The sequence below is a fragment of the Cyclonatronum sp. genome (assembly GCF_022565315.1).
Classification (GTDB): domain Bacteria; phylum Bacteroidota; class Rhodothermia; order Balneolales; family Cyclonatronaceae; genus Cyclonatronum.
The window spans coordinates 1-15455 of the sequence record NZ_JAIUMX010000084.1; the positions used below are offsets into that span (position 1 = coordinate 1).

The 15455-nt window shown below is 52.3% G+C and carries 11 protein-coding genes and 1 pseudogene; 7 read left to right on the forward strand and 5 right to left on the reverse strand.

Going from position 1 to position 15455, the window contains the following annotated elements; genetic code table 11:
• Together LAT75_RS11940 and LAT75_RS11945 are read left to right on the forward strand one after the other, a co-directional pair.
• Window positions 1-1767: BamA/TamA family outer membrane protein (locus tag LAT75_RS11940; protein ID WP_291482897.1), on the forward strand; the 1767-nt coding region annotated here is incomplete at its 5' end.
• A gap of 11 nt (window positions 1768-1778) precedes the next feature.
• On the forward strand, window positions 1779-6284 hold the full coding sequence (locus tag LAT75_RS11945) for a translocation/assembly module TamB (protein ID WP_291482898.1): 4506 nt from the start codon (window positions 1779-1781) through the stop codon (window positions 6282-6284).
• Between the two features lie 30 nt (window positions 6285-6314).
• Here the strand turns inward: LAT75_RS11945 and LAT75_RS11950 are convergent, their stop codons facing one another.
• Window positions 6315-8759: a DNA internalization-related competence protein ComEC/Rec2 gene (locus tag LAT75_RS11950; protein ID WP_291482899.1), complete on the reverse strand. Its 2445-nt coding sequence runs from the start codon at window positions 8757-8759 to the stop codon at window positions 6315-6317.
• 152 nt (window positions 8760-8911) lie between these two features.
• On the opposite strand from LAT75_RS11950, the gene LAT75_RS11955 reads away from it, so the two are divergent.
• Entirely contained in the window at window positions 8912-9625 is a 714-nt protein-coding gene (locus LAT75_RS11955) for a PIG-L deacetylase family protein (protein ID WP_291482900.1), read from the forward strand.
• Window positions 9626-9784: 159 nt separating this feature from the next.
• On the forward strand, window positions 9785-9940 hold the full coding sequence (locus LAT75_RS11960; RefSeq protein ID WP_291482901.1) for a hypothetical protein: 156 nt from the start codon (window positions 9785-9787) through the stop codon (window positions 9938-9940).
• Between the two features lie 656 nt (window positions 9941-10596).
• Here the strand turns inward: LAT75_RS11960 and LAT75_RS11965 are convergent.
• Both LAT75_RS11965 and LAT75_RS11970 read right to left on the reverse strand, forming a co-directional pair.
• Window positions 10597-10899, reverse strand: a complete 303-nt coding sequence (locus LAT75_RS11965; RefSeq protein ID WP_291482902.1) for a hypothetical protein — start codon at window positions 10897-10899, stop codon at window positions 10597-10599.
• Window positions 10892-11128 (reverse strand): hypothetical protein, encoded by a 237-nt coding sequence (locus LAT75_RS11970; RefSeq protein WP_291482903.1) that lies wholly within the window; start codon window positions 11126-11128, stop codon window positions 10892-10894. Before LAT75_RS11970 ends, LAT75_RS11965 begins: the two co-directional genes overlap by 8 nt.
• Window positions 11129-11578: 450 nt before the next feature.
• On the opposite strand from LAT75_RS11970, the gene LAT75_RS11975 reads away from it, so the two are divergent.
• Both LAT75_RS11975 and LAT75_RS11980 read left to right on the forward strand, forming a co-directional pair.
• Complete coding sequence (locus LAT75_RS11975; protein WP_291482904.1) at window positions 11579-12016, forward strand: helix-turn-helix domain-containing protein; 438 nt, start codon at window positions 11579-11581, stop codon at window positions 12014-12016.
• Between the two features lie 6 nt (window positions 12017-12022).
• On the forward strand, window positions 12023-12580 hold the full coding sequence (locus tag LAT75_RS11980) for a PIN domain-containing protein (protein WP_291482905.1): 558 nt from the start codon (window positions 12023-12025) through the stop codon (window positions 12578-12580).
• Window positions 12581-12709: 129 nt separating this feature from the next.
• On the opposite strand, the gene LAT75_RS11985 is transcribed toward LAT75_RS11980, so the two are convergent.
• Window positions 12710-13405: a hypothetical protein gene (locus LAT75_RS11985; protein ID WP_291482906.1), complete on the reverse strand. Its 696-nt coding sequence runs from the start codon at window positions 13403-13405 to the stop codon at window positions 12710-12712.
• 186 nt (window positions 13406-13591) lie between these two features.
• On the opposite strand from LAT75_RS11985, the gene LAT75_RS11990 reads away from it, so the two are divergent.
• Window positions 13592-14980 carry a transposase gene (locus LAT75_RS11990; RefSeq protein WP_291482907.1) on the forward strand — a complete coding sequence of 463 codons (1389 nt, stop codon included), beginning with the start codon at window positions 13592-13594 and terminating at the stop codon, window positions 14978-14980.
• A 137-nt stretch (window positions 14981-15117) separates the two neighbouring features.
• Here the strand turns inward: LAT75_RS11990 and LAT75_RS11995 are convergent.
• A pseudogene (locus LAT75_RS11995) lies at window positions 15118-15455 on the reverse strand (hypothetical protein); the annotation flags it as partial.

Consider the following 15455-nt stretch of genomic DNA (forward strand, 5'->3'; position numbering starts at 1 on the left):
CTGCAAAATATCATTGCCACAGAAGCACCCGGTTTCTTCAGGCGCATGCAGTTTTGGCGGCCCGATGAGTTTGATTATTCGCTGAATGAAGTGCGCCGTGATGCTATCCGGATTGAGCGCTTTTACCTCAGGCGTGGTTTTTACGATGTGAGCGTTACCTACGAAATTCTGGACGGCAAACGGGCGCATCAGCGGATTGTCATTTTTCGGGTTGATGAGGGCGAGCCGACTTTTGTGCACACTCTCGAGCTGATTTTCGAAAATACGGATGAGGACAAGATTGAAGAAATCAGGGCAATGCGCGATTTCCAGCGCGCTGAGGCGACCAATCCGCTGCGCGTAGGCCGCCGGTATGAATCGGTGAAGCACCCCGATATTGAGTCTGCCTACCTTAACGCGCTGCGTAATTCCGGTTTCGCATTTGCCCGTGCCCGCATCGAAGCCGATGTGGATACCCTGCGCCGCACCGCTGACGTACGTGTGGTGATGGAGCCCAAAATGATCGCACGCTTCCGCAATATCGAAGTTGAGGGAGAGCTGAGCATATCGGAAGACCTCATCCGGTATCAGTCGGCTATCCGGCCGAGTGATGTGTACAGCCTGCGCAAGATGCGCGAGGCTCAGCAGCTGCTGTTCCGGCACCCGCTCATGCGCCTCGTAACCATCAGCGTGCCCGAACAGGAACCCGGAGAGCAGGTCGATATCCGCATCCGCATTCGTGAGCAGTCCCTGCGCTCGGTGCAGGTGCAGGCCGGTTTCGGAAACGAAGAGCTGCTTCGCGGGCAGGTTAGCTGGACACACCGGAACCCCTTTGGCAACGGGCACCGCTTCAGCGTGAGCACGCGTGCCTCTTTTATCGAACAGCGCGGTAACCTCGAATACCTGATTCCCGGTTTCGTGAACCCCCGTTCCAACCTGGCCTTCACGCCTTTTGCAATGCGTAAAGAGGAAGAAAACTATCTGATTTACCGGTACGGGATTAACAACAACCTCACCTATTATTATAGTCAGTTTCTGGTGGGAAGTGTGAGTTACGAACTCAGCCGTAACGACGAAACCCTCAAAGACGGCGTTCTTGCGAGAATTGACAGCACGCAGGTTTACAATATATCAGCCCTGCGGCTTGCGGCACTCTACAATGAATCATCCGGCGATGTCAGCCGGGGCTGGGCCGTGCGGCCGAATGCAGAGTTTTCCGGACTCTTTGGTACCGGCTCCATCACCTATCAGCGGTTTTCGCTGGATGTGCGCCGCTTTATCGACTTTTCTTCTGCTATGCAGCTTGCACTCCGGGTTGATTCCGGCCTGCTGTTTTCGGGTGATCCCTTCGATACCCCGGCCAACATCCGGTTTTATGCAGGCGGGGCCAATTCGGTGCGGGGCTATTCCCGGCGGCAGCTGGGTCCGAAGCGGCCGGTTTTTAACAACGAAGGCGGGTTCCGGCAGTATTTGCCGCTCGGCGGGCAGGCCATGCTGATGTTTAATGCCGAGCTGCGGCAAACGCTGCCCGGCTTTTTTAGAGATGTACAGCTGGCCGGTTTTCTCGACGGCGGGCAGGTGTGGCTGAGCTACAAGGATGTGAACCCGGCTGATTTTCAGTACGGTGCGGGCGGCGGCATCCGCTACATGTCGCCCATCGGACCCATCCGGCTCGATATAGGCTGGAAGCTAAACCCGGCCGACGAGGACCTCAACCGCTTTAACGGTCAGGAATTCGGCGGGGTGAACCGCTGGGCCCTTCACTTCAGTATCGGACAGGCTTTTTAATTTTTGTTTTTATGAAGGATGATGCATCAACCCCTGAACAACCCCCAAAGGCAGTGCGCCGCCGCCGCCGGTGGCCGTGGATTCTGCTGCTCAGCATCGTTCTGCTGGCTGTGGGGCTGCGCCTGGCCCTGAAAGCCGACTGGGTATTTGAGCTGATCCGGGCACAGGCCGTAACCCTGGTTAGCGAAACAACCGGCGCGGAATTTGAGCTCCGCCGCATGCAGGGCGACCTGCTTAGTGGAATCCGCCTGTACGATGTGCGCCTCACCCTGCCGGGCGAAACCGAACCTGCCGTGCGGCTCGACACCCTCGAAGTGGATTACCGCCTCCAAAGCCTGCTGCGCCGCACCATCGAAATCCCGCGGCTGCACCTCAGCGGCCTCGATGTGCGCGCCGAGCAGCTGCCCGATTCCAGCTGGAACCTCATGCAGCTGGTGCCCGAATCTGACGAACCTGAGCCTGAAAGCCCCGAACCTTTCGGTTTTACCGTAAAGCTGGCCGATTTTGAACTTCGCCGCACAAGCATCAACATCACGGCCCCGCTGCTGCTGCCCGACGACCGCCTGCGCATCGAAGACCTCCTAGCCCGTGCTTCGCTCACCTACAGCGACGACAGCATCGAAGCCGGCCTGCACGAGCTCTCCCTGCTGTTGCTCGAAGGCCGCCTTCCGGAGCCCATCCGCTTCGAAACCGCTGCAAGCCTCGAAGGCGAGCGCATCACCCTTGATAAACTTGTGCTCTCGACCGGCCGCTCCCTGCTCGAAGCCGATGCTGACTACGATCTCGAAAGCACCGACCTGCGGGCTGAGCTCACAACCGGCCGCATCAGCCGTGCCGACCTGATTTCCTACCTCGATCAGATTCCCGCTTTCGATACTGCCTCGCTTCACTTCGCGGCGGGCGGCAGCCTGCGCGATTTCGAAGCCGGCATTCGTCTGCACGCGCCCGGCCTGCTGCGCCTCGACCTGCAAACGCGCCTCGCTGTTGAGCCGGAGCCGCTGTTGCGCTACCTGCGCCTCGAACTCTCTGAGCTGGACCTGCCCGCCCTCACCATGGATCCCTCGCTCGATGCCTCGGCCGGCATTTTTGTCGCTGAACTGGAGGGCGAAATCCCCCTCAACCGTTATGAAGAGTCAGCCGCTGATCTCCGGCTCACCCTCTCGGAAGCACGCTTTGAGCAGATCTTCCTCACCGCTTTTGAAACCACGCTGAATATGCAGGGTGATGCGCTCACAGGCCTGAGCAGCCTTCGTTTCCGCGGCAACCAGCGGCTGGAGGCCGATTTTGCGCTGGCACAGATCTGGGATGAAATTCCCCGCTGGGAGCTGAACTCGCGCTTCAGCCGCCTCAATCCGGCTTTCTTCGCACAGGATGAATCCCCCGACGGCGAAGTGACCGGCCGCCTTGCGGTATCGGGCCGGGGCTTTGAGCCCGGCGACACCCCGTGGAACCTGCGCCTCGATCTGGATAACCCCCGCCTTATGGAATTCGACGCACTGGGGCAGATCAGCATCTCGGCGCAGATCGACGCCCTGCTTGCCGGGCTGCAGTTTGAGATGGATTCGCCCGGCGGGCGGCTTCAGGCCGACGGACGTGTGCAGAACTGGCATCAGGACGTTCCTGACTGGAATTTCACCCTCATTTTTGAGGAAATCGATGCCGCCATCCTCGCGAATCTGGAGGACTTTCCGACCTTCCTGAACGGACGTGCAGACCTCACCGGCTCCGGCGCATCCGCGGATGACCTCGTGCTGCGGCTCGAAACAAAGCTCGATAACAGCCGCGTGCTCGGCGAACCCTTCGACCGCTTCGATTTCCTCGCAGAAATTGAGGACGGCATCCTCCATCTGCGGGAAGGGGAAATCGACAGCCGCTTTCTCAGCGGCTACATCACGGGAAGGCAGCGGCTCGATGACTTCACCGATATCGAAAACCGCCTCGATTTCGACCTTGAAGTCGGGAACCTGCAGGCCTTTGCCGCATTGCTGGGTGCCGAAACGTTCCAGACCTCAGGCCGCCTCGCAGGGCAGATCCGCCCCGAAGGCGGCATCCCCGTATTTGAAACAAGCCTGCTTTTCGATCTTGTGCGCCTTGATGAAATCACCATCGAGCGTATCGACGGCAGCCTCACCGCGCGGCTGCAGGAAGAGCCCGAAGTAAGCGTGAACCTGAACCTGATCGAGCCGGCCTTCAGCGAAAATCAGATCGCGGATGTGAGCCTGACGGCAAAAACGCGTATTGCCGCGGATGAAACTACGGGTGAGGTCACATTTCAGATTTTGCGTACCTCCTCCTACGGGCTGTTCCACGAAGGAAACTTCCGCCTCGCAGATACCATCACCTTTGAAACAACCCTGCTGAGCCTGCTTGAAGACGGCTTCAGCCTTGAGCTTGAAAATCCGTTTACGGTCGAAATCTCGGGCGAAGGCGAACAGCAGCAAATCCGCATGGACGAGCTTCGGATGGCTTCCGATACCGGTGCAGGTCTTTCCCTGCTGGCGGCCTACGGTCCCGGAACCCGAACCGAGCTGAACTTCGAAGCACGGAGCCTTGATCTTGGCGCGGTACAGGAAGCCCTGATGCAGGAACGGCTGGCCGAGCTTTTCTTCAGCGGAGAGGTGAATCTGGTGCTCGACGAGCAGCTGCTGAAACTGGATGTGAACACCGAAATAACCGACATCCGCTACGACGGCCTGGTCTTCGACCGCTTTGCGCTCAGCACCAGTATTCTGAACGAGCGGATGGAAATTGAGAGCTTCCTCGAGCTCAACGACGCCCGCCTGATGGATGCCCGTTTCGCCCTGCCCTTCCGACTGGGCGATAAGGAGGACTTCCCCGAGTCGTTTTATGATGAGCCGGTGGAAGGATACCTGAGAATGCCCGAAAAAAACCTGGAAAAATATCGCAGCTTCATGGATCGCAACGGTCTGTCGGGTCTTTCGGGCATTGTGAAGGTCGATTCGAAACTGGCCGGTACAGCCGGAGCACCTGAGTTAGACGTACGCTTTGAAATGAATGAGGCGCGGGCTTCTGGTGTAGCTATCGAAAACTTTTTCGTACAGGCCCGCTACAACAACGAGCTTTCGGAAATTGCCCTCGAATCTGAACTGCGTTCGCTTGGTCAGGTTGCAGCTTCTTTTGCGGGCGTGCTCCCGCTTTATATCGATATGCGTAGCCTCACGGTAAGCGAGCCCGAGGGCTCGGAGGGGATCAATATAGCAGCGCAGACGCGCGACTTCGACCTGGCCGCTTTCAGTGATTTCCTCGATCCGGAGGTCGTGCGCGGGCTGCGGGGGTTTCTCAATGCCGATATCACCATCACCGGAACCGCTGGTGCGCCGGAGCCTAACGGAACAATCAGGTTAACAGACGGGCGGATGCAGCTGGTCGAAAACAACATCGTGCTCAGCCGCATCCATGCCGATGCTGAGATGCGGCCGGACCGCCTGATCGTTAACGAGCTGCGGGCCGAGAGCTCAGGCTCCTTCATGGCAAGCGGCTATGTACTGCTGGAAAATTTCCTGCCGGATACTTTCTCGCTCGATACCCGAATGCGCAATTTCCGTGTGTACAACACCCGCGACCTCGATGCTTATGTAAGTATGGATGCCCATCTCGAGGGCACGCTTCAGGCACCGGTACTCACCGGCAGCCTGATCGTAGAGCGCGGCTACATTTTTCTCGATAATTTCGGCGAGCGGCAGGTTGAGCAGGTTGTGCTCGATGATGAGCCTGAACCCGATACCTTCGCGGAGGATTTTTTCGATGCACTCGAAATGGAATTTAATGTTATCGTGAGCCGGCGCTTCTCTATCCGAAACCGTTCAAACCCCGAGCTGGATCTTGCCCTTGAAGGTAACCTCGATGTAGTGAAAGCTCCTTTTGGAGACCTTGAGGTTTTCGGAAATATCGACACCGTACGGGGAGTAGCCACAACGCTTGGCAGACGCTTTGAACTCGAGCAGGGGGAAATAGTGTTCAGCGGTCCGCCGGATAACCCTGAGTTTGATATTCAGCTAAGCTATCGTGTGCGCCGGGAGGATGATATCCTGATCCGGTACAGCATCACCGGCGATGCGGAAGAACCGAAGTTCAGCTTTTCGAGTGAACCGGAAATGGAGTTGCAGGATATCATCAGCTACACCCTTTTCGGCCGGCCGTTTCACGCGCTCCAAAGCTGGGAGCAGGGCGTATCCGGCGGGGCAAGCGCCAGCGATCAGGTCGCCGATGCAGCGCTTGACCTGCTGCTCGACCGCCTGCAAAGCCTCGCTGCCGACCGGCTTGGCGTTGATGTGGTGGAAATTGAGACTTCCAACCAAAGCGGCGGCGGCACGCGCATCAAAGCCGGAAAATTCCTGTCTGACCGCCTCTTCGTGGCACTGGTTCAGGAGCTGGGCAGCGACCCCAACAGTCAGGTCATCATCGAATACCTGCTGCGCCGAAACCTCGAGCTCATCATCACCGGAAGCGACGACTTCCGCACGGGTGTCGATATTCTCTGGCGGCTGGATTATTAGCGGGGGATTTTTAAATCACGCCCGGCCCCCTCATTCCCGCCACCTAACCCGCGTAATCTGCCGGCCGTCGAGCCAGTATATGACTGCGCCGTCGAGGGCGGTGAAGTGCAGCCGCTCGGGCGGCACGTGCCGGAGCATACGCCCGACGGCATCGGGGTGCGGATGGTTGTAGCGGTTGCGCAGGGCGTTGGACACCACAATTTTCTCCGGCTGCACCACTTCAAGCAGGAAGCCGTGTGAGCTTGTGCGGCTGCCGTGATGCCCCGCCTTGAAGACGCTTGCATCGAGCCAGTCGCCAAACTGCCGCACAAGCAGCTGTTCCGCCTGTGTTTCGGCATCGCCGGTGAGGAGTACAGACTGCTGCCCGTAGCGCAGCATCAGAATGAGGGAGTGCTCGTTGGGATTCGCGGAGCGGATATCCGGATGCGGCCCGAGAATGAAGCCCGGGGTGAGCTCATCAAGCCAGATGATATCCCCCATTTGCGGCGTTACGACCGGGATGCCGAGTTCCGCCGCCGCACGCCGGTAGCCGGCAAAGAGCGCGGTATGATGCTCAAAGCCCGGGTCGTAAATCACATCAACCGGCATTTCGCGCATGATGCTGAGCAGGCCGCCGATGTGGTCGCTGTGCGGGTGCGAGAGAAAAATGCCGTCGAGCCGCCGGATACCCTCCGCTTTCAGGTGCGGCAGAATGAAGCGGTCACCGCTGTTGCCGAAGGGCGACCACAGCCCGGTATCATACAGGTAATGCCGGCCAAGCGGGGTCCGGATCAGAACCGCATCACCCTGACCCACATCAAAAAAAGTGAGCTGCACGCCGCGGGGCTCGGTCAGCTTCTGCCTAAGCACATCACCCTGCCACATCACACCGGCCAAAAGGCAGAGCACGGCAAAGCGGAAGCGCAGGGCAGGCTGACGCAGCGCCGCGAGGGTGAAGAAGAGCATCAGCCAGAAAACATAAAACAGCAGCGAGTTCAGCCGGCCCTGTACAAAAGCGTAGGGCACCCCGGCGGCGAAGTTGGTCATCCAGGCGAGCAGAAGGGCGAGCCAGTCAGCCGGAGTAGTGAGGAAGGCCGCAACCGGTCCGTGAATCCAGCTCAGGAAGATGCCGGCAAAACCCCAGATGAAGACGACCTGCGTAACCGGAGCGGCCAGGGTGTTCATTACCGGACCAATCAGGGAGAATTCGTTGAAACGGTGCAGCAGCACGGGCATGAGCGCAAACTGAATGCAGAAGCTCAGCAAGGTGAGGCTCGTGAGTTTGGCGTACCAGAGGTGTCGTTTTTTGGGCTCAAAAAGCTGCTGCAGCACCGGAAGCAGCGTGAAAATGGTGAGCACGGCCGCAAACGACATCTGAAAGCCGATCAGGAAAAGCGAGGCCGGGTCGGCCAGCAGAATGATCAGCGCGGCCAGGCCGGTGAGGTTAACCGGATCGCGCTGATAGCGGAAGAGCCGGGCCATGGCCACAAAAAAGGCAAAAACCGAGGCCCGCTGCACGGAAGGGGAGAAGCCCGTGATGCCCGCATACAGATAAAGCAGCACAAAAATGAGGAGCAGGCCCAGCCAGCCGCCGTAGCGGATGCGCCAGAAAACGGGGATCAGAAACCAGAACGGCAGCAGCAGAAAACCGACGTGCATGCCCGAAACGGCCATGAGGTGCGCCAACCCGGCCCGGCTGAAATTCTGCCGCAGCTCGGCATCGAGCCCGGCCCGGTGACCCAGCATCACGGCTTTGGCGAGGGGTGCCTGCTCCGCGGAGAAGACTTCACCGATGGAATCCTGCATCAGGTTGCGCCACCAGCCCCAGCTGATGAAGGCCGGTGCGGTTTGCCGCAGCTCGGCGCCGGTGCCTGTAGCCTGCACGAAAATGCCCTGCGCATGCAGCCAGCTTTCCACGTTGAAATCGTGCGGGTTGCGCCGTTGGGGGATGGCGGCCGGGATGGCCTCAATGGTAACGCGGTAGCCGTTGCGCAGGGTGGCAATTTGCAGGCTGTCGGCCCGGAAATAGCGGATCTGCGTGCGGAAGCCGTGCCGGAAGCGGAGGCTGCCGTCGCGGCTCGTAACGGAGTCGGCCTGCAGGATCACCGAAAGCGTACCGCCGGCATTGAGGGAGGCATCCCGGATGTGGCCGTGCCAGCGCAGGGTATCGGCCGGGAAAAGCTCGCCCAGCACCATTTCGGGCCGCGGTGCCTGCTGCCGCTCCAGCTGAAAGCTGCCGGCCAGCAGACCCAGGCTCAGGCTGAACAGCAGGTAGCTGAGGGCAAGGTGACCGGAAAGCTCAAACCGGAATTGCCGCCGGACCAGATGGTCGAGCAAAACGGTCGAAATCAGCAAAAGCAGAGACAGGCCCGCCGCCGCAAAGCCGCTGAGCAGCTGCAGCCGCGACAACAAAATGCCGGCTGTCACCAGCAGCGCCAGACGCACCGCCGGGTAGGCCGTAAACGGGAACCGATATGTGTCACGTGGTTTAAACATGCCATACTGATACCGCGGACGGCTTTTCCTTTCAGCTGCGTTTTATTCTTTTACAAATTAACCGGACTGTGCCAAACGAAGGAGGGTGCTAAATGGTTGTTTGAACAAATAAATTTATAGAAGCACCGAAATCATCCTTATTCAAATCAATTATGGCTCGTATTCTCTACATTTTTCCGCACCCCGATGATGAATCTTTTGGCCCGGCTCCCGGTATTGCGCAGCAGCTGAAGCAGGGGCACGAGGTTTTTCTGCTCACCCTCACCAAAGGCGGGGCAACACGGGTGCGGCACGAGCTCGGCCTGAGCGTTGCGGAAATGGGGGAGGTGCGCCTCAAGGAAATGGAAGCCGTCGAAAAAACGCTGGGCCTCACCGGCATGACGGTGCTCGATCTGCCGGATTCCGGCCTCAAAAACATGTGTCCGATGGAAATCGAGGCGGTCATCCGCGAGCATCTTGATGCGCTGAAACCCGATATTGCGATCACCTACGCGGTGCACGGCATCAGCGGATTCTTCGATCACCTTGTCGGACACGCCTGCCTGAAGCGCGTTTTTTGTGAAATGAAGCGTGCCGGAAGCCCCTACCCCAAACGGCTGGCATTTTTCACCCTCGGGCCTGAGTCCGTTGCCGGGGGGCACTTCAACCTGAAGGCATCCCCCGCGGAGGACATCGACTGCGTGATAAAAGTGACCGACGACGAAGCCGAAGCCGGACTCAAAGCGCTGATGTGCTACCAAACCTATCTCGGCACCATCGAAAAAACCGGTGTTGACAAGCGCGTGCACGACAACATACACTTCGAGTTTTTCGGGGAATCCTTCGACCCGCCTCTGAGCGACCTCACGGCTGAGCTGCCGGAGTAGCCCGGATAATGGCACGCGGATTTTACGGATCGGGCGGGATTTGCGCGGATTGGTTTGGAGAGGGGAGAACCGATTCTGATCAGGAAAAGGGAATCGGTTCAGACAAGCCTTAAGCCCGTGCCATTCCACCGGAAAACCTGCGGAAACTTTTTTGGGGTAATGTGCAGGGCTAAGTCCGAAATCTCCAACTCCACAACCCTCCAAAAGGACATCCATAACAGCCGGGCACGGCAAGGAAGCTGGCAAAGCCTCAACAGTCAGCCGAAATACAAAAAAACCAAGAATGTCATCTCGAACAGCGGAACATGGCCGTGAGCTCCCCGAAGCTTCTGCAACAAGCGCAGTCGGGAAACAGCTCGAAGTATCGTGTGAGAGATCCCCAAAGGCAGAAACTGTCCGGTAGCTTCTCAACGCCCTAAAGCCGCCCTCTGCCGGTGTAAGAAAGCCCGAAGGCATACACCAAGCCCGCAAAACACCCCAACATGTCATCTCGAACAGCGGAACATGGCAGTGAGCTTTCCGAAGCTTCTGTAAACAGCGCAGTCGGGAAACATTTTGAAGTATCATGTGAGAGATCCCCAAAGACTGAACCTGCCCGGCAGTTTCTCGACGCCCCGGGATTCGGATTATATTTCGCTGAAAAACAAAAAAAATTGGGCAAAAAAAAAGCGCCCGGATGAGGGGCGCTTTTTTTTGCGGGTGAATGTAAGCAGATTTACGAATGCGGTTCGAGACCGTACTGCGTGTCGTCTTCTGCAAATTATTTGCCGGAAGGGAATTTCAACGGTTAAGCGGTTTTGAACGTTTTCTGATTTATTTAAAAATAACACAAAATAAACTAAGACTTTCCCTCTTGATTCAATGGAACACGGATAGCAAGAATCTTTCGATCTTTACAAAAACTTGAATAACAAACACCGTATCAATTAACCATGAATAAGCCATTCTTAAGTTATGGTGTGGTACCCTATTTAAATCCTGTTGCTTTCATCCCATCTATTGTCTAAAATTGCTACAACAGCAATTTTATTTTTCCTACTCATATAATAGACGGATAAAACCTTGCTTAAAACTGCTCTCCTAACCTTCATTTTGGGGGATTTGGGATACAAGGTCGGGAACAGGCTTACGGTTTTTTCAAAATCCGTTAATAACCGATAGAAATCATCTATTTCTGTTTGTGAGAATTTATTGCGTAAATAATTAGCAATTTCAATTGCATTGTGTAAGGCTTGCGTAGAATACCCGACAGTTAATCGTTTATTCTCAGCCATCTTTCAAGCTGTTCCAAAACTCTGACCGTGAAATCACATCGCCTTTTTTAATATCGTCAATACCCGTTCGTATTGATTTTTGTTGGCTTATTGATAGTTCATCCCACCAATCCCCGTTTGAACCAGAACTTTTTATACTTTCTAAAAAGTCAATGGTACGCTCGTCCGAGAGCGTGTTTATCCAAGCAATCAGAGCAAGTTTTTTTTTATTTAATTCTGCTGTTGTCATCTGAGTAGATTTTTTTCGAAAGTAGCCATTTTGCCTTTCAATTCAAAGAATGTACAGTTTACTGGGAATCAGGGGATGTTAAGGATTTAACTTTTTTGTGGTTACAAGAATGTTGATACCACTTACAATTAATAGGTTAATATCGGATTAAGGACGCTGGTTTTGAGCTAAAATCGAGCGAACAGACCGTTTTCTTGGGAACCAGAAGATATTTTCGATTTGAAGAACTTCCCACCTTATAACGGTCTGGCGGTTAAGCGGCCGTGGCTATGGTTTGAATAACAACCGCAATGTAGTGAATTGCCCGACAAAACCAAACAACGCAAAGCAGCCACTGTCCGCTTGAACCGCGTGTTAAGTAACAAAACCATAGTTCAATATGGTTTAAAATGTTCGAATAATTCGAATATTGTGTATTTTATACCACGTACCATAACCAAATACATTCCTATGGCTAACCCAACGACCACAGATCAAGACCTGGCTAAACGTTCTCTAAAGAGTTTCCGCAAACTATCAAAGCTTTATAAGAACAACGCAAAATCTATTGAATTTGCCGTTGCAGAGGATGGAACGGCCTTTCAACTTCCAGTAGCTGCGTTAGACAGTATCGAAACCATTTTGAAAAATCTCGCAGAAGGAAAGAGCTCCGAAATCATCAGTGAAACTCAATACATGACCACCCAACAAGCCGCCGATTATCTGGACGTTTCTCGACCATTTGTCGTCCGATTATTGGAATCCGGGAAACTACCCTTTAAAAAAGTAGGCCGTCATCGCCGAGTCTTGTTCTCCGAGCTTAAAAACTATGAAGAGAAACAGCAACAGATTGCCTTGCAGAAACTCAAGAAGCTTACTGATGAGTCCCAGCGTCTAAACTTGTACTAACCATCCATGCGTAAAACTGTTATTCTGGATGCGTGTGTATTGTATTCTGCGCCCTTACGAGATTTTCTGCTTCACTTAGCCCAGCAGAAACTTTACAAACCCCGTTGGAGCGATCGTATCAATGACGAATGGATTCGTAATGTACTTAAAAACCGCTCTGATTTATCTGAATATAGTTTTTACAGGCTACGCTTATTAATGGATGAAGCCTTCCCAAATGCAAATGTAAAGGACTACGATCAATTTATGGAAGGGTTAAGTTTACCTGATCAGGGTGATATTCATGTGCTGGCAGCTGCGATAAAGGCTAAAGCCGACTTTATCGTAACCTTTAATATCAAGGATTTTCCCTATAGGGAGTTGATAAAACACGGTTTAAAATCATTACACCCGGATGAGTTTTTGACTTCACTTATCAAAGGATCGCCGGTTACAGCCACTCAAGCTTTTTTAAATCAGGTAGAGCACCTGAATAAACCCCCAATTCCTGCCACCGAATTATTGGACATATTTAGAAATAGCAACATTCAAAACTCAGCTAACCTTCTCGAAAACCTGCTATAGGAGCATTTTTTTGTTACTTAACGGTCTGGCATTTCTGCTGCGTGGCGACCATGCCCGAAGATAAGCAACAATGGCTTACACGTCAGCAGGAAATGCTTGTTATAGAGCTCTCATTTTCTGAATTATTTCTCAAATTTTATATTTATTGAAGTAGTACACGCCTCCAATGAAGCAAATTACCCCAAGAAAATATCCAATGCTTCTGTTACTTTTAATAGAACGATTATAATCACTTGCACTAATTAACTCTCTATTGTTTACTTTTAATCTGTAGAAGTTGATATTCCTCATATATTCAAGTTTCTCATCAGAACTTTTTATAGACAGCTCTACTGATGAGCCTTTTTGTAAATTGTTCTCTATAATTTCTAAATTATCTTTTGGAATGCGCGATCTCATTATTCCAAATCGATTAGTATTATTATCAAGATGAATAAATAAAGTTGAATTGCCACTAGTGGAATAGTAGGCCTCAGATACAATTCCTGACAAGTTTACATATTCACTTATATCAAAATCTTTTTGGGTGTATGACCAATAAAATATCAATAAACATAAAAGTATTGGCAATGAAGCATTTAACCTATTGATATACAAATATTTTTTTCTCTCTAATCCATCGGATTCTATATAAGATGTACGTGTTTCCGCACTCACCATCACACCTATAGTTAATGCATATACAAAACTTGCAGTGCATAATAAAAAGCCAGTTAGTGCAAACATTGATGCAGGGTATTTTGCATCAGCAAACGGTATGATGATTAAAACTCCAAGTAAAAATGCAAAACAAGTCAGTAAAAAGTTCTTAGTGTATCGTTTCATAATTATCATCAAATCAAATGGATTCAGTTTTATTTATTCACTCAACTTTCGCACTTCAAAAGCTGCGGGCAAATAGTCTCTTAAGTCAATAAATATCAGGTATATAAATATGGAATAAGTCCTACGGATTTTGTATTTTAAAGAAACTCTAAACCCTTTAAATACAACCCAATAGGAGCTTATTCCATGTGGCATAAACTAACCATTTTTTCGATCAATAACAGCAACTGGATTTCAAGCTGGATCACCCGGTTCTGCAACAGTTCAGACCTTGCCAAATGTGGATTCTACAAGCGTTCGGGAGCATCTGTTTCCGGATTGCTTCGGGTGCTTTTAGCGCTACCACTCACGGGGCTGAATCTGTATGAGTTTAAGAAAAAAGAGCTCCCGGTACCGGCTCGTGACGCTTTTTACCGCCTGCTTCAACATCCCGGATACCATTGGCGCCGTTTGCTTTATACCATCAGCCAGAAGCTTATTACCTATTTTGACACCCTCACTGACCAACAGCATCCACGTGTGTTGATTATCGATGACAGCAGTTACAAACGTAATCGTAGTAAGGCTGTTGAATATCTTGGGCAGCAACGTGATCACAACCAAAACCAGTATTACAGGGGCTTTCGTATGCTTACCCTGGCCTGGAGTGACGGCCACAGTTGCCTGCCCTGCGAGTTTGAGCTGTTAACCAACAGCTGTCCGGATAAACGTCTGGGACCAGCTCCTCAGTTAGACGGGCGCTCGGTTATGGGCCGTCGCGTTAAAGTCGCTACACAGAAAGCCACTGATGTGGCTGTGGCCATGGTTGGTCGCGCCCTCAGCTATATCAAAGCTGCTGATTATGTGGTTTTCGACAGCTGGTTTGCTTTTCCTACGGTCATAAAAAAGGTAGCTGACAAGATTCCGGTTATTTGCCCGGTCAAAAATATTAGTGCAATTAAATTCAGGCATAACAAACGCATATACAATCTTATGGGGTTGTATAAACACCTGCCAAGCACCTTTAAGCGGCAGCAAACCGATGATGATGATGCTGATATCATCGGATGGATGAATGTGGAATTGCTCAGCGCGGGCAGCGTGCGGGTGGTGTTCATTAAAAACCCAAACAAACCAGACAGTCCCATGGTACTGATCAGTACCGATACCAGCCTGAGTGCGAAGCAAATTTGTCGTATTTATGCCCAGCGATGGGATATTGAAGTCTGCTTTAAGGCTCTCAAACAGCATCTTGGCCTGTATCATATGCAAATGCGAAGTTACGCGGGCTTGGTCGGATGCACCAGCATAGCCTTTATCAGATGCATGATGATCAGCTATTACCATCGCACCCAAATTGATGAGCGAACCTTTCCCGGCGTATTTTATCAATGCATCATGCAGCTACAACTGGCTGCTATCGAGTCTTGTATTAAGCTACTTCAAATCAAGATTATAGCACACGTACTGCAGAATCCGAACCGCCCCATCTTAGCATTAGTAGCAGATATTAGTGAGACTATAGATCATTTCGTATCTATGATATCGGCCGACCTGACCATTGGAGAGAGTTCTGTTGCGAAGTGCGAAAGTTGAGTTATTCAGATAGGTAGTTTGCCAGAGCTCTATAACGGTCTGGCGTTTGTGCTGCGGGGCGACCAAGCCTGAATATAAGCAACAATGGCTTACACGTCAGTAGGAAATGCTTGTTATAAAGCGGTTGAGAACACTTTCTATTTCGTTTTCGTCTTAAAGAAATCCCAAACATGATTTGCCATTTCTATGTCACCGTTTTGATTGCCAACTATCGATAACCATATTGAACTATAGCGTTCAGATATACTCGGCTCAGTATGCCCACCATTATTAACTTTATAGAGAACAACCTCAGTACCATTACCGCCATTCTTATACAAATATCTTGTAACTGTGGAGCTGTCATTTGTATTGATGTCTGGAAAATTTGTGACTTCCGGTGTTGTATCAGTTGCGTTTCTTTGTACCCAATAGGCCACTGTGTTTTCAGTTGAAATAACTTCACCGTTTCCGGTGTTACCACCATTATAAGGCA